Origin of the sequence: Azospirillum thermophilum, assembly GCF_003130795.1 — a bacterium.
Classification (GTDB): domain Bacteria; phylum Pseudomonadota; class Alphaproteobacteria; order Azospirillales; family Azospirillaceae; genus Azospirillum; species Azospirillum thermophilum.
In genome coordinates this window covers 15,932-41,191 of sequence record NZ_CP029356.1, presented here as the reverse complement: position 1 = coordinate 41,191, position 25,260 = coordinate 15,932, and the positions used below count along the sequence as shown (strand labels likewise).

General features: G+C 69.5%; 26 protein-coding genes and 1 pseudogene. 16 read left to right on the top strand and 11 right to left on the bottom strand.

Annotation, left to right across the window (positions count from 1 at the left end; all coding sequences use genetic code 11):
* Positions 1–52: 52 nt before the first annotated feature.
* Positions 53–2,275, bottom strand: coding sequence for a NosR/NirI family protein (locus tag DEW08_RS21505; RefSeq protein ID WP_168220475.1), 2,223 nt, complete (start codon positions 2,273–2,275; stop codon positions 53–55).
* A 265-nt stretch (positions 2,276–2,540) separates the two neighbouring features.
* Between DEW08_RS21505 and DEW08_RS21500 the strand changes: the two genes are divergently transcribed.
* Genes DEW08_RS21500 through DEW08_RS21490 form a run of 3 tightly spaced genes read left to right on the top strand, consistent with a single transcriptional unit; the run spans position 2,541 to position 5,141 of the window.
* Positions 2,541–3,431: a ferritin-like domain-containing protein gene (locus DEW08_RS21500; protein ID WP_109331213.1), complete on the top strand. Its 891-nt coding sequence runs from the start codon at positions 2,541–2,543 to the stop codon at positions 3,429–3,431.
* Positions 3,432–3,444: 13 nt separating this feature from the next.
* On the top strand, positions 3,445–3,984 hold the full coding sequence (gene mog / locus DEW08_RS21495; protein ID WP_109331212.1) for a molybdopterin adenylyltransferase: 540 nt from the start codon (positions 3,445–3,447) through the stop codon (positions 3,982–3,984).
* Between the two features lie 26 nt (positions 3,985–4,010).
* On the top strand, positions 4,011–5,141 hold the full coding sequence (locus DEW08_RS21490; RefSeq protein WP_109331211.1) for an NnrS family protein: 1,131 nt from the start codon (positions 4,011–4,013) through the stop codon (positions 5,139–5,141).
* A 52-nt stretch (positions 5,142–5,193) separates the two neighbouring features.
* Here DEW08_RS21490 and DEW08_RS21485 read toward each other — a convergent pair whose 3' ends face one another.
* The 7 genes from DEW08_RS21485 to DEW08_RS21455 all read right to left on the bottom strand — a co-directional run bounded on the left by DEW08_RS21485 (position 5,194) and on the right by DEW08_RS21455 (position 13,031).
* Positions 5,194–5,565: a c-type cytochrome gene (locus tag DEW08_RS21485; RefSeq protein ID WP_109331210.1), complete on the bottom strand. Its 372-nt coding sequence runs from the start codon at positions 5,563–5,565 to the stop codon at positions 5,194–5,196.
* A gap of 30 nt (positions 5,566–5,595) precedes the next feature.
* Positions 5,596–6,513: a ubiquinone anaerobic biosynthesis protein UbiV gene (ubiV, locus tag DEW08_RS21480; protein WP_109331209.1), complete on the bottom strand. Its 918-nt coding sequence runs from the start codon at positions 6,511–6,513 to the stop codon at positions 5,596–5,598.
* Positions 6,514–6,526: 13 nt separating this feature from the next.
* Entirely contained in the window at positions 6,527–7,513 is a 987-nt protein-coding gene (gene ubiU / locus DEW08_RS21475; RefSeq protein WP_109331208.1) for a ubiquinone anaerobic biosynthesis protein UbiU, read from the bottom strand.
* Positions 7,514–7,517: 4 nt separating this feature from the next.
* Positions 7,518–8,138, bottom strand: coding sequence for a ubiquinone anaerobic biosynthesis accessory factor UbiT (ubiT, locus tag DEW08_RS21470; RefSeq protein ID WP_109331207.1), 621 nt, complete (start codon positions 8,136–8,138; stop codon positions 7,518–7,520).
* Between the two features lie 254 nt (positions 8,139–8,392).
* Complete coding sequence (locus DEW08_RS21465; protein ID WP_245986834.1) at positions 8,393–8,716, bottom strand: rhodanese-like domain-containing protein; 324 nt, start codon at positions 8,714–8,716, stop codon at positions 8,393–8,395.
* Positions 8,717–8,769: 53 nt separating this feature from the next.
* The gene (locus DEW08_RS21460; protein WP_109331205.1) at positions 8,770–11,985 is read right to left on the bottom strand and encodes an efflux RND transporter permease subunit; all 3,216 of its coding nucleotides are present in this window, start codon (positions 11,983–11,985) and stop codon (positions 8,770–8,772) included.
* The gene (locus tag DEW08_RS21455; RefSeq protein WP_109331204.1) at positions 11,985–13,031 is read right to left on the bottom strand and encodes an efflux RND transporter periplasmic adaptor subunit; all 1,047 of its coding nucleotides are present in this window, start codon (positions 13,029–13,031) and stop codon (positions 11,985–11,987) included. The genes DEW08_RS21460 and DEW08_RS21455 overlap by 1 nt, the downstream gene beginning before the upstream one ends.
* A 65-nt stretch (positions 13,032–13,096) precedes the next feature.
* Here DEW08_RS21455 and DEW08_RS21450 point away from each other — a divergent pair, with 65 nt between their 5' ends.
* The gene (locus DEW08_RS21450) at positions 13,097–13,423 is read left to right on the top strand and encodes an ArsR/SmtB family transcription factor (RefSeq protein WP_109331203.1); all 327 of its coding nucleotides are present in this window, start codon (positions 13,097–13,099) and stop codon (positions 13,421–13,423) included.
* Positions 13,424–13,426: 3 nt separating this feature from the next.
* Positions 13,427–13,630, top strand: a complete 204-nt coding sequence (locus tag DEW08_RS21445) for a YgaP family membrane protein (RefSeq protein ID WP_109331185.1) — start codon at positions 13,427–13,429, stop codon at positions 13,628–13,630.
* 36 nt (positions 13,631–13,666) lie between these two features.
* Here the strand turns inward: DEW08_RS21445 and DEW08_RS21440 are convergent, their stop codons facing one another.
* Positions 13,667–14,164: a hypothetical protein gene (locus tag DEW08_RS21440; RefSeq protein WP_146214750.1), complete on the bottom strand. Its 498-nt coding sequence runs from the start codon at positions 14,162–14,164 to the stop codon at positions 13,667–13,669.
* A gap of 172 nt (positions 14,165–14,336) precedes the next feature.
* Between DEW08_RS21440 and DEW08_RS21435 the strand changes: the two genes are divergently transcribed.
* The 11 genes and pseudogenes from DEW08_RS21435 to DEW08_RS21390 all read left to right on the top strand — a co-directional run bounded on the left by DEW08_RS21435 (position 14,337) and on the right by DEW08_RS21390 (position 23,959).
* Positions 14,337–14,942, top strand: coding sequence for a TetR/AcrR family transcriptional regulator (locus DEW08_RS21435; protein ID WP_109331183.1), 606 nt, complete (start codon positions 14,337–14,339; stop codon positions 14,940–14,942).
* A gap of 94 nt (positions 14,943–15,036) precedes the next feature.
* Positions 15,037–16,194 carry an iron-containing alcohol dehydrogenase gene (locus DEW08_RS21430; RefSeq protein WP_109331182.1) on the top strand — a complete coding sequence of 386 codons (1,158 nt, stop codon included), beginning with the start codon at positions 15,037–15,039 and terminating at the stop codon, positions 16,192–16,194.
* Positions 16,195–16,247: 53 nt separating this feature from the next.
* Positions 16,248–17,273: an NADP-dependent oxidoreductase gene (locus tag DEW08_RS21425; protein ID WP_109331181.1), complete on the top strand. Its 1,026-nt coding sequence runs from the start codon at positions 16,248–16,250 to the stop codon at positions 17,271–17,273.
* 28 nt (positions 17,274–17,301) lie between these two features.
* Positions 17,302–17,988, top strand: coding sequence for a type 1 glutamine amidotransferase domain-containing protein (locus tag DEW08_RS21420; RefSeq protein WP_109331180.1), 687 nt, complete (start codon positions 17,302–17,304; stop codon positions 17,986–17,988).
* Positions 17,989–18,058: 70 nt separating this feature from the next.
* Positions 18,059–18,160 (top strand): annotated as a pseudogene (locus DEW08_RS33900) (LacI family DNA-binding transcriptional regulator); the annotation flags it as partial.
* 368 nt (positions 18,161–18,528) lie between these two features.
* Positions 18,529–19,065 (top strand): substrate-binding domain-containing protein, encoded by a 537-nt coding sequence (locus DEW08_RS31315; protein ID WP_168220474.1) that lies wholly within the window; start codon positions 18,529–18,531, stop codon positions 19,063–19,065.
* 138 nt (positions 19,066–19,203) lie between these two features.
* The gene (locus DEW08_RS21410; protein ID WP_245986833.1) at positions 19,204–20,292 is read left to right on the top strand and encodes an ABC transporter ATP-binding protein; all 1,089 of its coding nucleotides are present in this window, start codon (positions 19,204–19,206) and stop codon (positions 20,290–20,292) included.
* A 47-nt stretch (positions 20,293–20,339) separates the two neighbouring features.
* Positions 20,340–21,494 (top strand): extracellular solute-binding protein, encoded by a 1,155-nt coding sequence (locus DEW08_RS21405; protein WP_109331170.1) that lies wholly within the window; start codon positions 20,340–20,342, stop codon positions 21,492–21,494.
* 31 nt (positions 21,495–21,525) lie between these two features.
* Complete coding sequence (locus tag DEW08_RS21400) at positions 21,526–22,386, top strand: ABC transporter permease (protein ID WP_168220507.1); 861 nt, start codon at positions 21,526–21,528, stop codon at positions 22,384–22,386.
* Positions 22,383–23,189: an ABC transporter permease gene (locus tag DEW08_RS21395; protein WP_109331168.1), complete on the top strand. Its 807-nt coding sequence runs from the start codon at positions 22,383–22,385 to the stop codon at positions 23,187–23,189. Before DEW08_RS21400 ends, DEW08_RS21395 begins: the two co-directional genes overlap by 4 nt.
* 35 nt (positions 23,190–23,224) lie before the next feature.
* Complete coding sequence (locus tag DEW08_RS21390) at positions 23,225–23,959, top strand: MBL fold metallo-hydrolase (RefSeq protein WP_109331167.1); 735 nt, start codon at positions 23,225–23,227, stop codon at positions 23,957–23,959.
* A gap of 19 nt (positions 23,960–23,978) precedes the next feature.
* Here the strand turns inward: DEW08_RS21390 and DEW08_RS21385 are convergent, their stop codons facing one another.
* Positions 23,979–24,383, bottom strand: a complete 405-nt coding sequence (locus DEW08_RS21385) for a hypothetical protein (protein WP_245986831.1) — start codon at positions 24,381–24,383, stop codon at positions 23,979–23,981.
* Positions 24,384–24,534: 151 nt separating this feature from the next.
* Complete coding sequence (locus DEW08_RS21380) at positions 24,535–25,218, bottom strand: DUF6655 family protein (RefSeq protein ID WP_146214749.1); 684 nt, start codon at positions 25,216–25,218, stop codon at positions 24,535–24,537.
* Positions 25,219–25,260: the final 42 nt, after the last annotated feature.

Here is a 25,260-nt window from a genome sequence, read left to right as displayed (position 1 = left end):
CCTGGTGGGAAGGTCCCTTCCGAAGGGCTCTTGTGGATGGACCCGCTGGGGGTCAGGCTCCTTCCGGCCGGGCGGACAGGTGCCCGGTGGCAGGATCGGTGGACAGGACGGCGGAGCGGGGCTTCGGCACGGATGCCGGCTCGCCGTCCTGCGGCGTAGCGTTGCGGCGCTCCCGCTTCAGGCGCTTCTGGATCACCACCGGGCATTTGCGGTCGTGGTGGTAGAGCACCTGGCAGTGGAGGCACTGGATGCATTCGTTGGGGTTGATCGACCCGTCCGGGTGGATCGCCTGTACCGGGCACTCGTTGGCGCAGCGCCGGCAGGGGTTGCCGCATTCCTTGTAGCGCAGCAGCCAGTCGAACATCCGCATGCGGCCGGGGATGGCGAGCGCCGCCCCGAGCGGGCAGAGGTAGCGGCAGAAGAAGCGCTCGATGAACAGCCCGGCGGCGAGCAGCGCCACCGCGAACAGGACGAACCACCAGTCGCGGATGAAGTGCAGGATGATCGCGGTCTTGAAGGGCTCGACCTCCGCCGCCTTCTCCGCCGTCGCCAGCGAATAGAGCGACAGGCCGAACAGCAGCAGGAAGATCATGTACTTGATCGGCCACAGGCGCTGGTGCAGGGCGAAGGGGACGGTGATCTGGCGCACGCCCAGCCGCTTCGCCGCCTTGGAGGCCAGTTCCTGCAGGGCGCCGAAGGGGCAGAGCCAGCCGCAGAAGGCGCCGCGCCCCCAGAACAGCAGCGAGGCCGCCACCGAGAACCACAGGATGAACACCAGCGGGTCCATCAGGAAGTAGTCCCAGCGGAAGTCGGTGCGTAGCGCGTTGGCGAAGGTCAGGATGTTGACGACCGAGATCTGCGCCGTGGCGTACCAGCCGAGCCAAATCAGCGTGAAGACCAGGAAGCCGGTACGCAGCCGGTCGTAGAGGACCGGGCGTTTCACGAGCTGGTCCTGGAAGAAGAAGATTGCGGTCAGCAGCGTGATCGCGGCGATCAGGATGGCGATGTCGACGAGGCGGTTCTGCCAGATGCGCTGCCACAGCGGCGTCTCGCCGGTCGCCTCGGGCTCCACCGGATCGGAGACGGCCTGCGGTGCGGCCATGGCGGCGGCGGCCGGGGCGGCCGGGGCGGCCACGCGCTCGATCTTCAGGTACTTCTCGGGCGGCTGGTAGCCGAGGTCGAAGGTGACGAAGGCCTTGTCGAGGGCGGCGGTGGCGCGTTGGACCAGAAGCTGCAGGCGCCACGGCTCCGCCGGATCGAACTCCGATCCTTCGGGCAGGACGAACAGGCCGATCTCCGGGAAATCCGGGGTGCCGGCCGCGGCCAGCGAACCGAGGCGCTTGTGGGTCTTGTCGCGGAAGCGGACCGAGCCCTCGCTCTGCACCAGCTCGAACCGGTCGAAGATGCCGCCGCGCACGTAGCCCGACCCCTTGAAGGAATAGCGGCCCTGGGCGGCGACGACGATCGCGTGCTGGCCGGGTTTCAGTCGCTGGGTCAGCGCCTGGTACTCGGCGTCGCCGAGCAGCGAGCGGCCGATGGTGGGGATGGTGGCGAGGGCGGCGTAGAGCTCGATGAAGGGCTCGTCGGGGCTGCCGGGTTCCGGACGCGCGATGGCCTCGGCCTTGCCGGTGCGCTCGAAGGCGGCGTTCACCTCGCCGACCGTCAGCAGCAGGCGCCGCACCGAACCGTCGCCGACCAGGGTCTGCCAGTCCTCGATCCCGGACTTGGAGAGGTCGAGGCTCCTCACCTCCTTCGGCGCGGCCTCGGCGGTGGCCGAGCCGAGCGCCTGCATCACCTTCTTGCCGGAGCGGATGATCGAGTCGCCGATCACCATCACGGTTACCGTGGCGCCCGAGACGATGTCCACCGGCGGGGTGGCAGCGCTCTGCGAGGCCAGCGTCAGGACGTTCTTGCCGACATAGCCGTCGATGAAGGCGTTGATCCGCGCCGGCGGGATGCCGATCAGCACGATCGGCTCGTGATGGTCGACCATCCTGGCGCCGGCGACGGTGCCGTCCGGCTTCAGACCGACCAGCACATGGATGGGGCGGCCCGAATAGCCGGTCGTGTTGACGAAGTCGGAGGTCAGATAGGCATGGCCGGCCAGCGTGTCGCCCTTGTAGACGGGAACGACCGGCACCTCCGGCTTGGGCGATCCAAAGCGGTCGGCACCCGGCACCAGATCGGACGGCTGCACCTTTCCAATATACTGGCCGAGATACTGTTCCTGCTTTGCGTTCGCCGGTTGCGTGCCGATCGCAACTGCAATCGTCATCACAATCATGGCGCAAATCGCGCGCAGTGTTGCCCAGGAGTATTCAGCCATTTCTGCTGCCGTCTGGTTTTGTTTTTTCGCGCGAACGGCTCTATCGGGTATAGCTTTCGGCTATATCCGGCGCTCCGCCCCTCTCTGAGCCAAGGGAACCGCAAATCCGCGGCGGATGTCTTGACCGTGATCAATTCAGACGAAAGTATTTTTCATCATTCTTTGGTGCCAATGCGCGCGGTGCGCGCGTCAATCCAGCCTGGAGATCGGCCCCATGCCGCTGCTGCATCAGGAACCGCAAGGATCGGTCGACCGCCTGGACGAGCTTCTGGGAATCGCCCTGGCGCTGGAGGTCGAGGCGGTCAGGCGCTACCGGCTGCTCGCCGACCTGATGGACCGGCGGGGCGAGGGGGAGGCCGCGGCGACCTTCCGCGCCCTGATGGCGGAGGAGGAGGACCATGTCGACGCGGTCGACGGCTGGGCGCAGGAGCTCGGCCTCGCCGCCCCGGATGCGCCGGCCTTCGTCTGGCGCCTGCCGCCGGACATCGCGCAGTCCTGGGAGGAGCTGACGGAGCGGACCCGGCTGACGCCCTACCAGGCGCTGTCGCTCGCCGTGCTGAACGAGCAGCGCGCCTTCGCCTTCTACAGCTACATCAGTGCGGGAACGGCCGACGAGGCGGTGCGGCGCCATGCCGAGTCGCTGGCGGCCGAGGAACTGCGCCACGCCGCCCTGCTGCGGCGGGAGCGGCGCAAGGCCTACCGGCGCGAGCGGGGGGAACTGCCGCAGGTCGTCCGGCCGCAGTCGGCGGCGGAGTTCGACCGGCTGGCGGCCGGCCTGCTGTCGGCGGCGGCGGCAGAGCATGCCGCGCTCGCCGCCCGGCTCGCCGCGCTGGGCGACTCGCAGCGGGCCGACCTGCTGTCGCGCATCGCGGAGGAGGAGAGGGCGCTTTGCCGCTCGCCTTCCGCGGGCAACGCGGCCGGATCCGCGGGTGCCTTCGGCGTCGAGCAGGCGATGCAGGCCGCCTTCGCCCTGTCGGACCGGCTGGCCGAGACCTTCGCCGATGTCGCGGCGGGTGCGGGCGACGAAACAGTGCTGGGCGAGGCGCTGCGATTGCAGGAGACTGCGGTGCGTCACCTCTCCCTGATGTCCTCTCCGCGAGATTGAGGTTTTTTGCGCCATGACCACGCTTTCCCCCGTCAGGATCGGCATCGTCACCGTGTCGGACCGCGCCAGCCGCGGCATCTATGAGGACAAGGGCGGCCCGGCGATCCTGGAGGAGCTGACGCGCATCATCGCCTCCCCCTGGGAGCCGGTGCCGCGCGTGATCCCCGATGAGCTGGACGTGATCGCCGCCACCCTGACGGAGCTGTGCGACGAGGCCGGCTGCGGGCTGGTCGTCACCACCGGCGGCACCGGCCCGGCGCCCCGCGACGTGACGCCGGAGGCGACCGAACAGGTCTGCCGGAAGATGATGCCGGGCTTCGGCGAACTGATGCGTTCGGTCAGCCTGACCGTGGTGCCGACGGCGATCCTGTCGCGCCAGACCGCGGGCATCCGCGGCAGCAGCCTGATCGTCAATCTGCCGGGCAAGCCCTCGGCCATCCACGACTGCCTGATGGCGGTGTTCCCGGCGATTCCCTACTGCCTCGACCTGATCGGCGCCGGACGGATCGAGACCGACCCGGCCGTCTGCCGCGCCTTCCGGCCGAAATCCTGACCGGGCGGACTCCGGCGCCGGCGGCGATGCACCGGCCGTCCCGCGCCATCAGCGGCCACCGGCTGTTCTTCGCCGCGGCCTCGCTCTACGCCGCGCTGGCCGTGCCGCTGTGGGTCGCCGGCTATGCCGGGATCCTGCCGATGGGCTGGAGCCCGGCGATCCACGCCCATGAGATGATCGCCGGCTATGCGCTGGCGGTCGTCGGCGGCTTCCTGATGACCCGGCTGACGCCGGTCACCCTGGCGGCGACGTTTCTCGCCTGGCTCGCGGGACGGGCGGTCATGCTTGCCGGCGCTCCCGCGGTCATCGCGCTTCCGGTCTCGCTCGCCTACCCGATCCTGCTGTTCGTGATTGCCGGGCTGCCCTTTCTCCGCGCGAGCAAGAGCGGCCACAACGCCGTGTTCGGTCCGCTGATCGGCGCCTTCATCCTGGCGGAAGGGCTGTTCTGGGCGGCGGAGCTGGGTCTGCTGGCGCCGCGCCCGATGCCGGTCGGACTCCTGCTGGTGGCGAGCCTGATGCTCGCCATGGGGGGCCGGGTCATCCCGGCGGCGACGGCCGGCGCCCTGCGGGCCCAGGGCGGGCTGCTGGTCCAGCGCGTCCAGCCGCGGATCGAGCTGGTCGGCGGGATCGGTGCGGCCGTCGCCCTGCTGAGCGCCGTCACCGGCATGCTGCCCCTGTCCGGGGCCGCCGGGGCGCTTCTGGCGGGTGCCAGCGCGCTGGCGAGGCTGGCGCGCTGGCGGACCATGGCGGTGCTGCAACTGCCCGACCTGTGGAGCCTGCACCTCGGCTATCTGCTGCTGGGGTTCGGCTGGATCCTGGCGGGGGTCACGATGCTGCCGGGGTGGGGCGATGCCGCGGGGTGGCATTTGCTGGCGATCGCCGCGATGGGGATCATCATCGCCGTGATGATGATCCGCACGACCCTGCAGCGGGAGGCGGAGCCGACGCGGCTGCCGCCGGCGGGGGTGGCCGCGGTCGTCCTGCTGCTGGTGGCGGCTCTGTTGCGGCTGGCCGCCGGCTGGCTCGATCCGCTGGACGCGATGGCGGGAGCGGCGGCGGCCTGGACCCTGGCGCACCTGCTGGTTGTCGGGGTTCTGTTATCGGTGCCGCGACGGGCGAGACGCCAAGCCCGCCGGAAACCTGAGCCGGAAACCTGAGAAAGACGGACGCACCCGGCAGTGTCCTGCCGGATGCGTTCGCGGCCGATGCCTAGCTGTTCTTCTTCAGGAAGGCGATCAGGTCCTTGCGGGCCTGCTCGTTCTTCACGCCGGCGAAGGCCATCTTGTTGCCCGGAATGGTGCTTTTCGGGTCGGCCAGATACTTGTCCAGCGTCTCCTCGCTCCAGGTGATGCCGGAATTGGCCATCGCGTCGGAGTATTTGAAGCCTTCGACCGAGCCGGCCTTGCGGCTCGCGACCCCGTGCAGGTTGGGGCCGACGCGGTTGGGGCCGCCGGACTCGATGGTATGGCAGGCCTTGCACTGGTTGAAGACCTTCTCGCCGGCAGCGGCGTCCTGCGCCTTGGCGCCGCCGGGAGCCATGGCGAACAATCCCAGGGCCAGAACCGCAACATAACGCTTCATCCGTGTTCCCTCTCCGTGATCAGCTTGTTGTCAGTCGGCCGCGTCGACATAGACGGCACCGGCGGCGTTGTGGAAGAACCCGTTCGACACCGGTCCTTCGATGATTGCCTCCAGGTCCTTCACCGTCCCGCGGCCATCACGTTTGCCTTCCAGAACATCGCGGAAGGTCCGAATGATCCGGATCATGTCCAGATCATGCGGCGACAGCCGGAACTGCCGCACCCCCATCGCCTGCAGCCGGTCGAGTTCCGCCGCAAGGCAAAGATAACTGTGGGACATGGTCTGGGTTCCGTTGACGGCCAGGAAGGGCTGGCCGTCCATGGTCCTTACCGGCATCCCGTTCGGATCGTTGCCGCAGACGAACTGGCAGCCGTCCTTGTGCAGCCCATGAGCCCGGGCGTGGTAGCAGCGGGCGGAAATGGCGAGCGGCGCCCGCCCGAACACCTGGACCTCGACCGCCAGCCCCGTCTCGCCCCCCGCCTTCGCCAGCACCTCGACCGACTCCGCCGGCAGTTCGGCGGGCAGCGATACCGTCACCGCGCCGCGGCGGGCGAGCCAGCCGAGCGTCGCCTCGTTGTAGGTGTTGATGAAGGGGCCGACCGCATGGCGCCGTCCCTCCAGCAGCATCAGGGCCCCCATGTCGTTGGCCTCGATGGCGAAGTCGGTGCAGTCCACCAGATCATGCATGGCGGTGCGTTCGCGGTTGCTGGCGACGAGGATCGGGCTGGCGAGCCAGACCTCCTTGCCGGCGGCGGACAGGCGGCCGATCACCTCGTCCAGCGCCGGGGCGATGAAGGGCGCCCGCTTGTTGCAGACGATCTCCCCCACCACCACGACGTCGACCGCGGCTTCGTCGGCGATGCGGAAATAGAAGTCGCGCCAGCGATCCACCGGCCAGTTGAACAGAACCGGGCCGAGGCTGAGGCGGGCAGGCTGGTTGGACGTCATGATCTCCTCCTCCTCAGCGCCAGGCGCGCTTGTAGGCGCCGGTCGTCTGGGCGCCGCCCTCGACCACCGCCTCCAGGTCGATCTTCGGCACGGCCATCCCCTTGTCGAAGGCGTCCAGCGCCTTGCGGTAGGAGGCGACGACATGGGCGATGTAGGCCTTGCCGCGCTGGCGCCCCTCGATCTTCAGGGCGTGGACCTTGGCAGCCTTCAGCTCGGGCAGCAGGTCCATGGCGTTGAGGCTGGTGGGCTCCTCGAACAGATAGGCGGTGCTGTCGCCGGAGACGAAGCGCCCCTTGCACAGCGTCGGGTAGCCGGCCTGCTCCCCCTCGCCGAAGACGTTGATGGTGAAGTCGCCGAGCCGCGAGGCCAGCGCCTTGCCGCGCGGCTCGTACCGCACATGGCTGGCGGGCGAGCACACCCCCTGCCGGTTCGGCGACAGCCCCGTCGCATAGGAGGAGAGCGAGCAGCGCCCCTCCGCCATCGGGCAGAGGCCGCCGAACACGAAGACCTCGGTCTCCACCTCGACCTCGCTGTTGAGCTGCGCGATCTCCGGCAGGGTCAGCACGCGGGGCAGCACGACGCGGCGCACGCCGAAGGCGTCGCGGTAGAGCCGGATGGCCTCGGCATTGGCGGCGGAGGCCTGGACCGACAGATGGAGCCGCAGGCCCGGGTGGGTGCGCGAGGCGTAGTCGAGCAGGCCGAGGTCGGCGAGGATCACCGCGTCGGCCTTCAGCCGGGCCGCGTCGTCGACCGCCCTGTGCCAGGGCGCGAGGTTGCCCGCCTGCGGATAGGTGTTGATCGCCACATAGACCTCGACCCGCCGGGCATGGGCATAGGCGATGCCCTCCGCCAGATCCTCGCGGGAGAAGTTCAGGCCGGGGAAGTTGCGGGCGTTGGTCTCGTCCCGGAAGCCGAGATAGACGGCATCGGCCCCGGCATCGACGGCGGCGCGCAGCGCGGCGGGGTTGCCGGCCGGGCAGATCAGTTCGAAGGACCGCATGCGCTCAGGCCTCCCGCTGCGGGCCGACGACCCGCCGTTCGAGCGCCGCAAGCCCCCAGCGGACGGGCGGCGGGGCGAGGCGCCGGGCGGTGTCCATCAGTTCCAGCAGGCGCCAGCCGTTGCGGCGGACCACCGGCAGGGCGACGCGCAGCGGGGCGGCGGCCGTGGCGATGTCGGACAGCAGGTCGATCTCCTCGCCGTCGAGCGTGTTGCGCAGTTCCAGGATCAGGGCGGTGTCGCCCTCGATCGTCAGTTCGCGGCGGAAGAACAGGGCGTCGCCGTCGATCTGCCCCTCCATCAGGTCCAGCAACCGGGAGCAGGGGCCGCGCACGGCGGCGTCGGCCTCGGCGCCGCGGTCGCAGACGCGCAGGCACAGGGCGGGGCCGACATGCAGCATCACGGCGGCCGGCGCATCGACCGGGTCGATCAGCAGCCGGGCGTCGCGCATGCCGCGCAGCGTGGCGAAGGCCCGCGGGTGGCGCGCGGCAAGCAGGCGCAGGAAGCGGTCGAGCAGCACGCCGCCGACCCCGTTGCCCATGCGGTGCGCAAGGCCGAGACCGACGCGGGTGAGATGCACCTCGAACTCACGGACGCGGTCCTCCGCCATGACGGCGCGGTCATGCATCTGAGACTCCCTCCTCCTGTTGGCGCGGCCATGCGGCAGCGCCTCGCGCTTTTCACCAGCGATAAAGCGTCTCCGCCTACGACCGTCCTTGACGATGGTCAAGTAGCCGGGCCGGCCTCGTCACCAGATTGGAAGGAGTATAAAAGTCATCAGGACAAGGACTGTGCAAGGAAGCCGGCCTCTTCGGCCCTGCGATACTTGGTCGCGATTGGGGAGGACCGGCGCCCTCGTCAACGGTATGACTTGCTGATTATTTATCGCTCAACCGGACCGGCGGCGGCCATCCAGCCGGCCATGCCGCCCTTCAACCGATAGATGGTCCCGGTGAAGCCGCTGTCGGCCATCCGGGCGGACGCCGGGCCGCAGCGCATGCCGCCCTGGCAGTGGAAGACGAGGTGCTTGCCGGGCTCCACCGGGACACGCGCGGGGTCGAACTGCGACAGCGGAACCAGCGTGGCGCCGGGGATATGGCCGGCCTTGTGCTCGTGCGGCTCGCGGACGTCGACGATGGTGGCGGAGCCTTCCTTCAGCCAGCCGATGACGGTGGCGGGTTCGACGATCTGGATCTGGTCGGACATGCTGTTTCCTCGGTTAAGGCCCAACAGGCGGAGCAGGGATTTCAAGGCGATCCTCATGGTTTGACCGGCCGCGTATCGCTGCGCAGTACGATATAGATGGCGGGAATGACCAGGACGGTCAGCAGGGTGGAGCTGAGCAGCCCGAACAGCAGCGAGATCGCCAGCCCCTGGAAGATCGGGTCGGTCAGGATGAAGGCGGCGCCGATCATCGCGGCGACGGCGGTCAGCAGGATCGGCTTGAAGCGGATGGCGCCCGCCTCCAGCACCGCGTCGCGCAGTCCGTACCCCCGCTCGCGCAGATGCCGGATGAAGTCCACGAGCAGGATGGAATTGCGCACGATGATGCCGGCAAGCGCGATGAAGCCGATCATCGAGGTGGCGGTGAAGGCGGCGGCGAACAGCCAGTGGCCGAGCACGATGCCGATCAGCGTCAGCGGGACCGGGACCAGGATCACCAGCGGCAGCTTGAAGCTGCCGAACTGCCCGACCACCAGCAGGTAGATGCCGAGGATCGCCACCGCGAAGGCGGCGCCCATGTCGCGGAAGGTGACGTAGGTGATCTCCCATTCACCCTCCCAGAGGAGGCTGGTGCGGCTCTGGTCGTCTGGCTGGCCGTGCATCAGGACTTCCGGGGCCTGCCCGAAGCCCGCGGCCTGCCAGTCGATGGCCGCCAGCCGCTCCTGCACCGCCAGCATTCCGTAGACCGGTGCCTCGAACCGGCCGGCAAGGTCGGCCATCACCATCTCGGCGAAGCGGCCGTTGCGGCGGAACAGCGGGTAGGAGGCCTGCTCCCGCGTCATGGTGACGAGGTCGCCCAGTTCCACGGTGCCGCGGGCGCCGGGCACCGGGGTGGCGAGGATGCGCTCCGACAGGAACAGGCCGGACTTCGGCAGCCGGACGGCGATCTCGATCGGGGTCCGGCCGGCGCCGCGGTGCGAGTAGCCGACCGGGACACCGCCGATCAACGCCTGCAGCGTGTCGTAGACCGCCTGTTCCTCCACGCCGTGGAACTCCAGGCTCTCCCGGTCGAGGGCGAAGCGCAGCCGTTCGCCCGGCCGGCGGAAGCTGTCGTCCACGTCGACGATGAAGTCGACCTTGTGGAAGGCGTCCTCCACCATCAGCGCCGCCTTGCGCCGCGTCTCGGCATCGGGGCCGTAGACCTCGATCAGCAGGGTGGAGAGCACCGGCGGGCCGGGCGGCACCTCGACCACCTTGATGGAGGTGCCGTCGGGGGCGGCGACGTCCCGCAGGCGGGCACGGATGTCCAGCGCGATCTCGTGGCTGCTGCGGCGCCGCTCGGCCTTGGGGGCGAGGTTGACCTGCAGGTCGCCCTGTTCCGGCTGGTCGCGCAGGTAGTAGTGCCGGACCAGCCCGTTGAAGTTGAAAGGCGAGGCGGTGCCGGCATAGGCCTGGATGCTCGCCAGCTCCGGCAGGCCGGCGATCCGGCGCGACGCCTCCAGCAGGACCCGCCCGGTATCCTCCGCCGAGGCGCCGCGCGGCAGGTCGACGATCACCTGCAGCTCCGACTTGTTGTCGAAGGGCAGCAGCTTGACCGCGACGTCCTTGGTGTAGAACAGCGCGGTGGAGGCGAGGGTCGCCACCCCGACCGAGAGCAGGAAGAACCAGGCGGTACGCCGGCTGCGGATCACCGGCCGGGCGACCGACAGGTAGAGCCGGCCGAGCAGTCCGCCGCCGGCGTCGTGGCCGTGGCCATGGCCTTGGCCGGGCGGCTCGTCGCCGGGGCGCAGCTTCACCATCAGCCAGGGGGTCAGCACCATGGCGACGAAGAAGCTGAACAGCATGGCGGCCGAGGCGTTGGCCGGGATCGGGCTCATGTAGGGGCCCATCAGGCCGGAGACGAACATCATCGGCAGCAGCGCCGCGATGACCGTGAGAGTGGCGATGATCGTCGGGTTGCCGACCTCCGCCACCGCCTCGATCGCCGCCTGGACCTTGCTGCGCCCGTCGCGCATCGACCAGTGGCGGTCGATGTTCTCCACCACCACGATGGCGTCGTCCACCAGGATGCCGATGGAGAAGATCAGGGCGAACAGGCTGACGCGGTTGATGGTGTAGCCCATCAACCAGGAGGCGAACATCGTCAGCAGGATCGTCGTCGGAATGACGATCAGCGTCACGATGCCCTCGCGCCAGCCGATCGCCAGCACGATCAGCGCGACGATGGTGACGGTGGCGAGCGCCAGATGGAACAGCAGCTCGTTGACCTTCTCGTCCGCCGTCTCGCCGTAGTTGCGGGTGACGGTCAGCGTCAGGTCCTTGGGCAGAGGTCCCGCCTGGATGGCGTGGACACGGTCCAGCACCCGGTCGGCGATGGTGACGGCGTTGGCTCCGGCGCGCTTGGCGAGGGCGATGGTGACGGCGGGACTGCGGACCAGCCCGCCCTTGCCGTCCGGCAGCATGTGCCAGGCCATGCTCTCGTCCGGGCGGGACCCCACCACGATGTCGGCCACGTCCTTCACGTAGACCGGGCGGCCGTCGCGGGTGGTGAGAAGCAGAAGCCCGATGTCGGAGATGCCCTGCAGCGTCTGTCCGGCGACCACCGGCAGGCTGCCGCCCTGGCTGCGCATCGTCCCGACGATGAAGGAGCGGTTGGCGTTCTTCACCTTGTCGACAAGCTGGTTCAGCGTCACGCCGAACAGGGCCAGCCGTTCCGGGTTCGGCTCGACGCGGATCTGGTCGGGCCGGCCGCCGACGATGAAGCTCTTGCCGACATCCTCGACCTGGACGAGCTGGGCGAGCAGCTCGTCGGCGACGCCGTAGAGCGCGGTATCGGTCCAGCGCCCGGCGGCCTCCGGCTTGGGGGAGAGGGTCAGCGTCAGGATTGCCACGTCGTTGATGCCGCGCCCGACGATCAGCGGCTCCGGAATGCCGATGGGAATGCGGTTCAGGTTGGCCCGCACCTTCTCGTGCACGCGCAGGATGGCGTCGTCCGACGAGGTGCCGACCAGGAAGCGGGCGGTCACCACCGCCTGGTCGTCCATGGTCTGGCTGTAGGTGTGCTCGACCCCGTCGATGCCCTTGACGATCTCCTCCAGGGGCTTGGTCACCAGCTCGACGGCGTCGTCGGCCTTCAGCCCGTCGGCGCGCACGAGGATGTCGACCATCGGCACGCTGATCTGCGGCTCCTCCTCGCGCGGCAGGGAGGCGAGCGCCACGATGCCGACCACCAGGGAGGCCAGGAGCAGGAGCGGCGTGAGGGGCGAGCGGATGAAGGTCCGCGTCAGGACGCCCGAGATGCCGAGCCGCATCACACTCCCTCCGGCCGGACGACGACGTCGCCCGGCTTCAGTCCGGACAGCACCTCCAGCCCGCCGGGCTGGTCCCCCAGCCTGGGAATGGGGCCGCCGACCTGCACCGGTACCTCCGCCCCGTCGGCCAGCCGCACGAAGTCGGTGCCGAAGCGGCGCACGACATACTCCGGCGGCACGACGATCGCGTCGCGGCTGCCGGTCGCCACATAGACGCGCACCCGCTCGCCGACGAAGAAGTCGCCGAGGCCGCCGACGGTGGCGTCGGCCACCACCTGGCCGCCCGACAGCTCCGGATAGACGAGGCGGACCGTGCCGGGCCTGAGGTCTGCCGTCCGGCCGGCGCCGTCCTCCGCCCGCGCGGCGGGGGCGAGACCGCGGTCGCCGACGAGGATCCGATCGCCTTCGCGCAGGAAGCGGGCATGGCGCTCCGGCAGGTGCAGGCGCAGGACGTAGGTCTCGGTCGCGATGCTCGCCACCTGCTCGCCGGCCAGGACGACGGCGCCGTCCACCACCTTCACCTGCAGGATGCGGCCGTTGGCCGGGGCGAGGACGTCGCCCTCGCGCAACTGCTGCTCGACCACGGCGCGCTCGGCCCGCATCGCGGCGATCTGGGCACGGGCCACGTCCACCGCGGATTGCGCGTCGTCCAGCCGCTGCTGCGTGCCGGTCCCGGTCGCGCGGAGCTGGCGGGCGCGGGCGAGTTCGAGGTCCGCCTGGGTCTGCTGGGCCTGGAGCGCCTGGATGCGCGCGTCGAGGGAGGCGAGCTGCAGCGGAAGCTTCGGGTCGCGGACGGTGGCGAGCCGCTGGCCGGTGGCGACCTTGTCGCCCTCCTTCACCGTCAGGTCGGCGATGGTGCCGCCGATGCGGGTGCGCGCCAGCGTCTCGTGCACGCTTTCGACGGTGGCGAAGACCGCCTTCAGATCCTCCACCGGGCGCGGGCGGACCGTGATGCGTCCGTCAGCCTGCTGGGCGACGGCGGCGCCCAGCGGAGCGACGGTCAGGAAGAGCGCCGCCAGCATGCGGAGCGCGGTTGGACGGGGCATGGCGGATGAACCTCTGGCGCGATCAGTCGTTGACCTGTAATTTAGCAAAGACTAAATTAGCGTCAATGAATGAAATAGACCCCCACCACCTGCGCACCGCGGCGGCGCTGCTGAAGGCGATGGCCAACGAGCGGCGCCTGCTGATCCTCTGCCAGCTCGGCCAGGGGGAGCAGTGCGTCGGCGAACTGGCCGGGCCGGTCGGGCTGGGGCAGTCGGCACTGTCGCAGCATCTGGCGAAGCTGCGGGCGGAAGGGCTGGTGGCGACCCGCCGCCAGGGACAGACGATCTTCTACCGCCTCGCCAGCGCCGAGGTGGCGGCGGTGATCGAGGTGCTGGCCGGCCTCTACTGCGGCCGGCCGGCGGACAATCATCCTTTGCAACCGGAGACCTGAGGAATGAGCATCGACCGCATCGTGATGGCCTTCGCCGGGACCGTGATCCTGGCCAGCCTTGCCCTGTCGCAGCTCTACGGCCCGCTGTGGTTGTGGCTCACCGCCTTCGTCGGCGCCAACATGCTGCAGGCGGCCTTCACCGGCTTCTGTCCGCTGGCGATCGTGCTGAAGCGGCTGGGTGCCCGGCCCGGCGTCGCCTTTCACTGATCGGGGATCCGTCCTGGACCGGGGCGGGCGCGGAGCTCAGCCGCCGGAGTGGACCTCGCGCTCGACCCGGGTCAGCAGCCGGACGAAGAAATCGGTCTCCTCGGCGGTGAGGCGCAGCTTGGCATGGCGGGGAAGGAAGGCGGCCACGGGACGGCCACTGTCCCGTCCCGTCAGGACGCCGTCGCGCAGCTCCAGCGATTCGCGGGCCAGATCGGCGGCGGTCTCGTGGCAGCGCCCGCAGCGTTGCTTGAACTCGGGCGCGGTTTCCGCCTGGGCGAGCAGCATGTCGTACATCGGCTGCACGAGGTCCTGCGGCAGGTAGTGATGCTCCAGGAACACCAGGAGGTTGTCCTTGTGGTGGCTGCCCTGGAGCTTTCCGTCCTTCACCGTCAGGGCCTTGCGCGCGAACTCGCCGGCGTGCCGGTGGCAGTCGCCGCAGGTCTGCTCCCAGAAGTGGTGCAGGTCGGTGGTCGTGCCGGGGCCGCTCGCCAGCAGCAGGGGCGCTGCGACCATCATGGCCATCACGGGTTTCATCGTCGCCTCCCCGCGCGTCAGCAATCCCCGATTCTAGCGCCGACACGCCATGGTATGATCCTGCACATTTCACCGGGCTGACCTGGGAATAATGGCGCATGGCGGCGGCGGCGGCTCCTCCAGCGGATTTCTCCACTAGACGACCGGTCTAATCGAGACTATATGAGCATCCATGACGACCGCAGCCCATACCATCGACGCCCGCAGGCACATTCTGGAGACCGGCCAGCGCATCATCGGGGGCAAGGGATTCTCCGCGGTCGGGCTGAACGAGATCCTGGCGGCCGCCGGGGTCCCGAAGGGCTCCTTCTACCATTACTTCAGTTCCAAGGACGCCTTCGGCGAGGCCCTGCTGGAGACCTACTTCCGGAACTACCTCGCGGCGCTCGACACCCTGCTGTCCAAGCCCGGCCTGACCGGCGCCGAACGGCTGATGGGCTATTGGGAGCATTGGCTGAGCACCCAGGCGAGTTGCGACCCGCAGGGGAAATGCCTCGCCGTGAAGCTCGGCGCCGAGGTCTCCGACCTGTCGGAGGCGATGCGCGCGGTCCTTGAACGCGGCACCGCCCAGTTGGTCCGGCGCGTCGCCCGGGCGATCGAGGAGGGGGTGGCCGACGGTTCGCTCTCCATCGAGGGCGATGCCATGACGCTTGCCCAGACCCTCTACCAGCTATGGCTGGGCGCCAGCCTGCTGGGGAAGATCACCCGTGACATCCAGCCGCTGGAGACGGCGCTGGCGGCCACGCGACGCCTGCTCAATCTCGACCGCGCCGGCTAGCGGGAGGCGGCGGAGCCCGATCGGATGAGGCTCCGCCTTTTTTACAGCCGCTTTCTAGACGACCGGTCTAATAGAGACCAATAGAAGGTACGACATGCTGGATTTCGAATTCTACAATCCCACCCGCATCGTCTTCGGCAAGGGGACGGTGGCGCAGCTCGACCGGCTGGTGCCGGCCGATGCGCGGGTGCTGGTGCTGTTCGGCGGCGAGAGCGCCCGGCGGACCGGCACGCTCGACGAGGTGAAGTCGGCACTCGGCGGGCGTGAGCTGCGCGAGTTCGGCGGCATCGAGCCGAACCCGACCTATGAGACGCTGATGAGGGCTGTCGAGCTGATCCGCAGCGAAAAGCTTGATTTCCTGCTGGCGGTCGGCGGCGGCTCGGTCATCGACGGCACCAAGTTCGTCGCCGCGGCCGTCCGCTTCGACGGGGATCCCTGGGCGATCCTGGAGGGCCACGGCGCCGGCGTGACGGACGCCCTGCCGTTCGGGAGCGTGCTGACCCTGCCGGCCACCGGGTCGGAGATGAACAGCGGCGCCGTCATCACGCGCAAGGCGACCCACGCCAAGCTGGCCTTCATGAGCCCGCATGTCTTCCCGCGCTTCTCGATCCTCGACCCGACCAAGACCTACACGCTGCCGCCGCGGCAGGTGGCGAACGGCGTCGTCGATGCCTTCGTCCATATCATCGAACAGTATCTGACCTATCCGGTTTCCGCGCCGGTGCAGGACCGCTTCGCCGAGGGGCTGCTGCAGACGCTGGTCGAGATCGGCCCGAAGGCCCTGGCGGAAGCCGGGAACTACGAGGTCCGCGCCAACCTGATGTGGACCGCGACGCTGGCGCTGAACGGCCTGATCGGGGCCGGCGTGCCGCAGGACTGGGCAACCCATATGATCGGCCATGAGCTGACCGCGCGGCACGGCATCGACCATGCCCGCACGCTGGCCATCGTCCTGCCGTCCCTGCTGCGCGAGCGGCGGGAGGCCAAGCGGGCCAAGCTGCTGCAGTATGCCGAGCGCGTCTGGCACATCACGCAGGGCACGGAGGACGAGCGCATCGAGGCCGCCATCGCCCGGACCGAGACGTTCTTCAACGGGATGGGCATCAAGACCCGCCTGTCCGACTACGGCCTGGACGCCGCGGCGATCGACGGCATCGTCTCCCAGCTCGAGGCGCACGGCATGGTGGCGCTGGGAGAGCAGGAGGAGATCACGCCGCAGGTCAGCCGCCGCATCCTCGAAGCGGCCCTGTAATCGGGCCGGTTCCCCATTCCCCCAAACCGAACAACGGATCAAGGAGAGACGCCATGACCACCAGGGTGAACCGCCGCATCGTCCTCGCGTCCCGCCCCAACGGCGCGCCGGTGCCGGAGAATTTCCGGCTGGAACAGGCCGAGGTGCCGTCCCCGGCCCAGGGGCAGCTTCTGCTGCGCAACCTCTTCCTCTCGCTCGACCCCTATATGCGGGGCCGGATGAGCGAGGGGCCGTCCTACGTCGCGCCGGTCGGGCTGGGCGAGGTGATGGGCGGCGGCACGGTCAGCCGGGTGGAGATTTCCAACCATCCGGACTTCAGGCCGGGCGACGTGGTCGCCGCCTACGGCAACTGGCAGGACTACGAGCTGTCGGACGGGACCGGGCTGGTGAAGCTCGATCCCGCCCTGCCGCATCCCTCCTACGCGCTCAGCGTGCTCGGCATGCCGGGCTTCACCGCGTGGCACGGGCTGCTGGCGATCGGAGAGCCGAAGGCGGGCGAGACGGTGGTGGTCGCCTCGGCCAGCGGCGCCGTCGGATCGGTGGTCGGGCAGATCGCCAGGATCAAGGGCTGCCGGGTGGTCGGCATCGCCGGCGGCGAGGACAAGTGCCGCTACGTGGTGGATGAGCTTGGCTTCGACGCCTGCATCGACCGGCGCGATCCTGATTTCGCCGCGACGCTGAAGGCGGCGGTTCCCCAGGGGATCGACGTCTATTTCGAGAATGTCGGCGGTGCGGTGTTCGATGCGGTGCTGCCGCTGCTGAACGTGCACGCCCGCGTGCCGGTCTGCGGCCTGATCGCCCATTACAACGACACGGCCCTGCCGGCCGGGCCGGACAAGCTGCCGCTGCTGAGCCGCAACATCCTGACCAAGCGCATCCGGATGCAGGGCTTCATCATCTCCGACCATTACGGTCCGGAGTTCATGGAGTTCCTGCGCCAGATGAGCGGCTGGGTCGGCGAGGGGAAGGTGAAGATCCGCGAGGATATCGCCGAGGGTCTGGAGAACGCGCCCGCCGCCTTCATCGGGCTGTTGGAGGGCAGGAACTTCGGCAAGGTCGTCGTCCGCATCGCCGACTGACCGCACAACGGGAGAAGGGTTCGCAGACATGAAGATCCTGATCGTCCTGACCTCGCATGACAGGCTCGGCGACACCGGCAAGCAGACCGGCTTCTGGCTGGAGGAACTGGCCGCCCCCTATTACGTGTTCAAGGACGCCGGGGCTGAGCTGACGCTGGCCTCGCCGAAGGGCGGGCAGCCGCCGCTCGATCCGTCCAGCCGCGTGGCCGGCGCCCAGACCGAGGCCACCCGCCGCTTCGAGGCGGATGCCGAAGCGACGGCAGCCCTGGCCGCCACCCGCAAGCTGCCGGAGGTCCGGCAGGAGGAGTATGACGCCGTCTTCTATCCCGGCGGGCACGGCCCCCTGTGGGATCTGTCGGAGGACGAGACCTCGATCCGGCTGATCGAGACGGTGCTGGCCGCGGGGCGGCCGGTCGGGCTGGTCTGCCACGCGCCGGGCGTGCTGCGCCGGGTGAAGGGGCCGGACGGCGGTCCGCTCGTCCGCGGCAGGACGGTGACCGGCTTCACCAACACGGAGGAGGAGGCGGTCGGCCTGACCAAGGTCGTGCCCTTCCTGGTCGAGGACATGCTGAAGGCCAATGGCGGCTCCTACAGCCGCGGGCCGGATTGGCTGTCCCATGTGGTGACCGACGGGTTGCTGGTCACCGGGCAGAACCCGGCCTCCTCGGCCGACGCGGCCAAGGCGCTGCTGGCTCTGCTGGACCGCAAGGCCTGACGCCGGGGCTTGGCGTCCCGCCCGCGATGCCCTTACAACACCGCTTCGGCCGAGGAAACCGGAGGAAGCGGTGACGGGGGAGCGCAGGCGGGCGACGGCGGTGGATGTGGCGCGGCTGGCCGGCGTGTCCCAGTCGGCGGTGTCGCGCTGCTTCACCCATGGGGCCAGCGTCTCGCCGGAAATGCGCGCCCGCGTGCTGGAAGCGGCGGAGCGGCTGTCCTACCGCCCGAACGCCATCGCCCGCAGCCTGACGACGCGGCGCACCAATCTGGTCGGCGTCGTCATGGGCGATCTGGACGGTCCCTTCCAGCCCTACCTGTTCGAGACGCTGACCCGCGGTCTGGCGTCGATCGGCAAGCAGCCGTTGCTGGTCAGGGGCGACCCGGCCGATGCCCTCGACGGGGCGGCGATGGCGGCGCTCGATTATCAGGTGGATGCTGTGGTGGTGACGGCGGGCAGCGTGTCGCCCGCCGCCATCCGCGGGCTGATGGCGCTGGGGCGCCGCTGCTGCTCTATGGCCGGGCGGTGGCGGAGGACGGGGTGGACAGCATCTGCTGCGACAACCGGCTCGGCGCCCGGCTGGTGGCGGATGCGCTGGTCGCCGCCGGCCACCGGCGCATCGCCTATCTCGCCGGCCGGCCCACCGCCTTTTCCGAGCAGGAGCGCAGCGCCGCCTTCCGCGACAGGCTGGAGGAACTCGGGGTGCCGCTGGCCGCCATGGGGCAGGGCGACTACCGCTATGACAGCGGCTATCGCGAGGCGCTGCGGCTGCTTGGGAGCGGGACGCGGCCGGACGCGCTGTTCTGCGGCAACGACGCCATGGCCTTCGGCGCGCTGGATGCCGCGCGCACGGCGCTTCGCCTGCGGGTGCCGGACGATGTCTCCATCGTCGGCTTCGACGACACGCCGATGGCTGCCTGGCCCAGTTTCGACCTCGCCACCGTGCGCAATCCGGTCGAGGAGATCGTCGGCACCCTGATGGACATGCTGGAACGACGGCTGTCCGATCCCAAGGCGCCGCCCGTACTGCACCGCCCGGCGCCTGAACTGGTCCGCCGCGGCTCCGCCCGCCTGTAGGCGGCTTTCATCAAACCATCACGCTTCCATCATTCTGCCTTCACGCTTCGCGCCTAAACGGTGTCGCGGCGGCTTTGCATACGCATGCAAGACCGTTCCGACCTGACAAGTGCGAGACGTCGAAGGGGTATCTGCGCCGTGGCCGAGCTGACCGTGGAGGATCTGACCGTCGCCTATGGCGGCGCGCGCGTGCTGAACGGGGTGAGCCTGCGCGTCCAGCGCGGGGAGTTCGTCGCGCTGCTCGGCTCGTCGGGCTGCGGCAAGACCACGCTGCTGCGCGCGGTGTCCGGCTTCGTGCCGGTGGACGGCGGGCGCATCACCATCGCCGGGCGGGACGTGACCGTTGCGCCGCCGGAGCGCCGCGACACCGCCATGGTGTTCCAGTCCTACGCCCTGTGGCCGCACATGACGACGGCGCAGAACATCGGCTACGGCCTGAAGCTGCGCCGCTGGCCGCGCCCTCGCATCGCCGACCGCGTGGCCGAGATGCTGAAGCTGCTGAAGCTCGACGGGCTGGGCGACCGCAACGTCACGCAGCTTTCCGGCGGCCAGCGGCAGCGCGTGGCGCTCGGCCGGGCGCTGGCGGTCAACCCGGAGATCCTGCTGCTGGACGAGCCGCTGTCGAACCTCGACGCCCGCATCCGGATGGAGCTGCGCCACGAGATCCGCGCGCTGCAGCAGCGGCTGGGCATCACCGCGGTCCATGTGACCCACGACCGCGAGGAGGCCATGGTGATGGCCGACCGCATCGTGATCCTGAATGCCGGCTCCATCGCCCAGGTCGGCACGCCGGAGGAGGTCTATCACCGCCCGGCCAGCCGCTTCGTCGCCAGCTTCCTCGGTGCCGAGAATGTCGTGGCCCTGGTCGCCCGGCCGACGGACGGCGCTCTCGACATCGCCGCAGGCCCGGACCACGACGCCGTGCGGCTGCCGGTCGGGGAGGGCGGCGTGCATGTCGCCGATGGCGCCGCCGGCTCCATCGCGGCGCATTTCCGCAGCGAGGCGGCCCGCCTGGTCGGCTCCGGCGACGCGCCGGCCGACATGCTGGTCCTGCGCGGCCGCATCACGCAGACCGCCTATCCCGGCGGGCGCTGGCGCTACGGAGTCATGGTCGGCGCCACCTCGTTCCTGGTCGACGACGACGAGCGCCGGTCGGTCGGCGACGCGGTCGCCATCGCCATTCCGCCTTCGGCCCTGCACTGCTTCCCGGCGACCGGGACGGCCTGAGGCGTACGCATCACCAGGGGACATCAACAGGGGAAGGGGGACATCACATGAAGCTGAGCACGCTGTTCGCGGGCGTCGCCGGTCTGGCGCTCGCCGCCGGCCTCGCCGCCGCGCCGGTCAGGGCGGAGACGGTGCTGACCGTCGTGACCGCCGGCGACCAGAACATGGTCGATTACGTGAACGACTATCTGGCGCCGAAGTTCGAGGCGCAGAATCCCGGCGTGAAGGTGCGGGCGGCCGGTACCGGCCCCGGCGATGCCGGATCGCAGAAGATCTATGAGAAGCTGAGCGCCCAGGCCGCCGCCGGCGCCGCGAACTGGGACGTCGATGTCGCCGTCATCCACCAGAAGATGGCCGGGCAGATGGTGACGGAGAAGCTGCTCGCCTCCTACGCCAAGGACGTCAGGACCGGGGCGCTGTCGACCCGCGACACCGCGCGCAACGCGCTCGGCGCCGATGTCACCGGCTATGTGCTGCCGATGTTCCACAGCCAGATCGCGCTGGCCTACAACCCGGATCTGGTGAAGGCCCCGCCCAGGACCTATGCCGAGCTGGCGCAGTGGGTGAAGGCCAACCCGAAGGCCTTCGGCTACAACGGGATCAAGGGCGGCATGTCGGGCGTCGGCTTCGTCACCGGCTGGGTCGGCGCCAACATGGCCGACGCCGCGAAGCTGGAGAAGGGTCCCTATGACGCGGCGATGAAGCCGGCGATCGAACAGGCGCTGTCCGGCCTGAAGGAGTTCAACAGGAGCGTCACGCTGACCCCCGGCAACGCCGGCACGCTCGACATGCTGAACCGCGGCGAGATCGCCATGGGGCCGGTGTGGGTCGACATGTTCTACACCTGGCAGGCGGACGGCCGCCTCAGCCCGAACCTGAAGCTGCAGCTCATCAGTCCGGGCATGCCCGGCCAGCCCATGTACTATGTCGTCCCGGCCAAGGCCGCCAACCAGGAGGCCGCCCGCAAGTTCATCGAGATGGCGACCAGCCCCGAGGTACAGGCCGAGGGCATCGTCAAGCGCTTCAACTGGTATCCGGGCATCGACGCCCAGCATGTCCAGGCCAAGCTGGACGAGAAGACCTGGGCCAGGCTGTTCACCGACGTGAAGCCGGAGGAACTGGCGAGCAAGGGCAAGCCCTTCCCGCTGTCGGCCTACTTCACCGACATCATGGAAGCCTATGAGCGGACCGTTGCCAACTGACGCCGTGATCGACCCGGCGGCAGCCCCCCGCATGCGCGGGGGGCGGGCCGCCGCCGCCCGCGCCGCCGGCTGGGGTTGGGGGCTGCTGCTGGTCGCGCCCGCCCTGGCGATGGTCGTGCTGTTCTTCCTCTATCCCCTGGGCTTCTCGGCGGTCAGCGCCTTCCGCAGCCGCGAGGGGGAGTGGACGCTCGCCAACTTTGCCAAGGCGTTCGAGCTCTATCACCTCGACATGCTGTTCACCCTGGCGATCGTCCTGCTCTCCACCCTGCTGGTGGCGCTGCTGGCGGTGGCGATCGGCGGCTATCTGACGCTGGGGGAGAACCGGACGGCGGTTGCCGTCCTGCGCTGGCTCTACCGCTGGCCGCTGTTCATCCCCTTCATCGTGGCGAGCCAGATGATGCGGTCCGTCCTCGCCAAGAACGGGCTGATGAACAATGCGCTGATCGGCAGCGGGATCATCGAGCCGCTACAGGCGGCGAGCCTGCTGGACTGGCGCGGCGTGGTGGTGACCTTCGTCTGGAAGCAGACGCCCTTCGTCGCCCTGATGGTGGCGGGGGCCATGGCCTCCCTCGACCGCTCCACCATCGAGGCGGCGCGCGATCTTGGCGCCGGGCGGCTGCGCATCCTGGCGGAAATCGTCGTGCCGCAGGTCCGCCCGACGCTGGTGGTGGGCCTGATCCTCAGCTTTGTGACCATGCTGTCGGTGATGTCCGTGCCGATGATGATCAACCCCAACAGCCCGACCATGATCACCGTCGACATGGCCTACCGCATCAATGCCCATGGAGACTACGGCGTGGCGAACGCGCTGGGCTTCGTCTCCTATGCGATGGCGGGGCTGGTCGGCTGGATTTACCTCAGGCATGGCGTCCGCCAGGGCGGTGCGCGATGATCCGCTCCCTCGGGTGGGTGCCGCGCGGCCTATTGCTGGGCCTGCTGGCCTTCGCCGTCTTCGGGCCGCTGACCAATCTCGGCCTGTGGGCGGTGGCGGAGAAATGGTATTTCCCGCACACGCTGCCGCTGCAATACGGCTTCTCCTTCTGGGAGCGGGTGTTCGCCCCGCGGTCCAACGCCATGGGGTCGCTGGCCACCAGCGTCACCATCGCGCTGTTCACCGTGGCGGTCTGCCTTGCCGTCTCGGTCCCGGCCGGCTATGCGCTCGCCCGGCTCCGTCTGCCCTGGCGGGGGGCGATCCTGCTGGCTTTCCTGCTGCCGCAGGCCTTCCCGAGCGTGGCCGTCTACATCAACGTGGCGCGCATCTTCTATACGCTGGGGCTGAACGGCACGGTGGCGGGCGTGGTGCTGGTCCATGCGGTACACGGGCTGGTCTTCTCGGTGTGGATCACCGCGGCGGCCTTTTCCGCCGTCGACCGCTCGCTGGAGGAGGCGGCGCGCGATATGGGCGCCTCGCCGCTGCGCACCTTCCTCGGCGTCACGCTGCCGCTGGCAGCACCCGGCGTGATGGCGAGCTCGATCTTCGTCTTCCTGGAATCGCTGGACGAGTTCACCGGCACCTATTTCGTCGGCGTGCCGGACGTCACCACCCTGCCGCTGCTGATGTTCAATGCCGGCATGGGCGGCAATTTCCAGATCGCCTCGATCACGGCGCTGATCCTGCTGGTGCCCTCGGTCGGCTTCATGCTGGTGATCGAACGCTTCCTCAAGGCCGACGTGCTGGCCAAGGTCGGCCACTGAAAGGCCGGCTGCTGACTGATCGGATACTGACCGCGATGGATATCCATGTTCTGGGCGTCGGCGAATCCGCCGACCCGGCCCTGCCGAACTCTTCCGTCATCGTCTCGGCCGATGGCTTTCGCCTGATGATCGACTGCGGCCACTCGGTCCCGCCGGTCCTCTGGCGCGAGTTGCCCGACCCGGACGCGGTGGACGCGCTCTGCTTCACCCACCACCATCCGGACCATTGCTTCGGGCTGGTGCCGGCCCTGATCCGCTGGACCGACGACCGTCGGAGCAAGCCGCTCGGCATCGTTACGACCGCGGACGGGCGCCGGCAGCTCGGCCAACTGTTCCAGGCGGGCGGCATCGATCCGGAGCGGTCGCTGTCCTTCCCGCTGCAGTGGAGCGAGACGCCGGCGGAGGGGGAGGTCGGGCCGTTCCGCATCCGGACCGCGCCGACGCTCCACGCCATTCCCAACCTGGCGATCCGGCTGGAGGCCGGCGGCAAGTCCTTCGCCTATTCCGGCGACGGCCGCGCCACCGAGGAGTCCGAAGCCCTGTTCCGGGGCGCCGACCTGCTGTTCCATGAGTGCCTGACCGTGGAGCCGGACCGCTCGCAGCCGTTCCACGCGGCCTACACCCAGCTTTCCGGGCTGCCGGACCGTCTGGCGATCCGGGCGATGCGCCTCTACCACGTCCGGCGGGACCTGCGGCGGGAACTCGCCGCCGCCTGCGCCGCGGACCCGCGGATCGCCCTGGCCATTCCCGGGGAGCGAATCGCCCTTTAGCGGCGTCAGGCGACGGGCGTCAGGGCCGCCGGTTCGGCATCCTGGCGCCGTCGCGGGCGTAGATCTGGATCGGGCGGCAGTCGCGATCCACCGCGACGACGATCGCCCCGGGCTGGTCCGTCAGATACACCCAGGCGTCGTAGCGGACGATACGGTCGCTGAACTCGTCGCGATAGAGGCCATAGGTCACGTCCCGGATGGCCGCCGCCGGAATGCCCGCTCCGGCCAGGACGGAGGCGACGGACGGGTTGCAGTCGTTGGGGGCGCTCCTCTCCAGCAGCGCGACGGTCGCCGGGTCGGGGGCTGCGGTCGATACCGGGGTCAGCCCGGCGCAGGCGCCGAGGCCGAGCAGAGCCCCAAGGCCGGCGGCGGGGGAGAGGCGGCATGTCCAAGGGGCGGGGCGGAAGCGGTCAGGCATCGTCATCCGTCGGCAGTCCAGTCGTTCGGGACGGTTGTTCGGTCCGCAACCGGAGCGGGGCCGTTTGCGACAACATGGGCGGGACGCCGGCACCGGCAATCCGGCATCGGTATAGCACCGGCCTTGCCCTTCAGGGCATGGTGCGTCCGCCGGTGCCTCAGTCGCCCAAGGGGCCGGGGTTCGGGCGGGTGTCCGGGGGGAGCAGGTCGCTGGTGTCCCAGGTCAGCAGCAGCAGAAGCACCCACTCGGCCTTGTTGGAGAAGCCATATTGCGGCCCGCTGGATACCGCCAGGGCGCCCGTCCTGCGGTCGTAGGCGGTCGCCGCCACCTTGGCGACACCCTGGGTCAGCTCCTTCTTGAACAGCGGGATTTCCGGGGTCGAGGATTGCTGCGCCATCGGAAGCGGGACATTGATGCTGGGAACGCCGAGAAGCGAGCTTTCGCTGTCGATCGAGAGCGCCCCGACACGCAGTTCCACGATGGTCGTCGCCTCGTCGCGCGACGGCGCCAGCCGCGCCCCGTGGCGGAGGAGTGCGTCGCGGATCGCTGAGACGACATATTTGCTGTCGTAGCCCTCGACGCCGTAGTTGTCCACGTAGATGGTGTCACGCAGCGCGAGGCTTGCCGCGACGCGCTCGGCCGCCCGGTCCGCGGCCGTCGACAGAAGAAGCTGTTCCGTCGCAGACCGCTCCGGTGTCGTCACGTGGGTGGTGGAGCAGGCGGAAAGCCCGATGGCGGCAAGACCGGCAGCGGCCCGGGACAGGCCCCGCCACCACGCCCCGTGTCGACAGCCGGGCGGCGGAAAAGCGGCATCGCTGAAATCCTTCGCTTTTACAGCCATCCCTCACCATTCGTCTGGTCCATCCGGCGCAACGACCCTGTG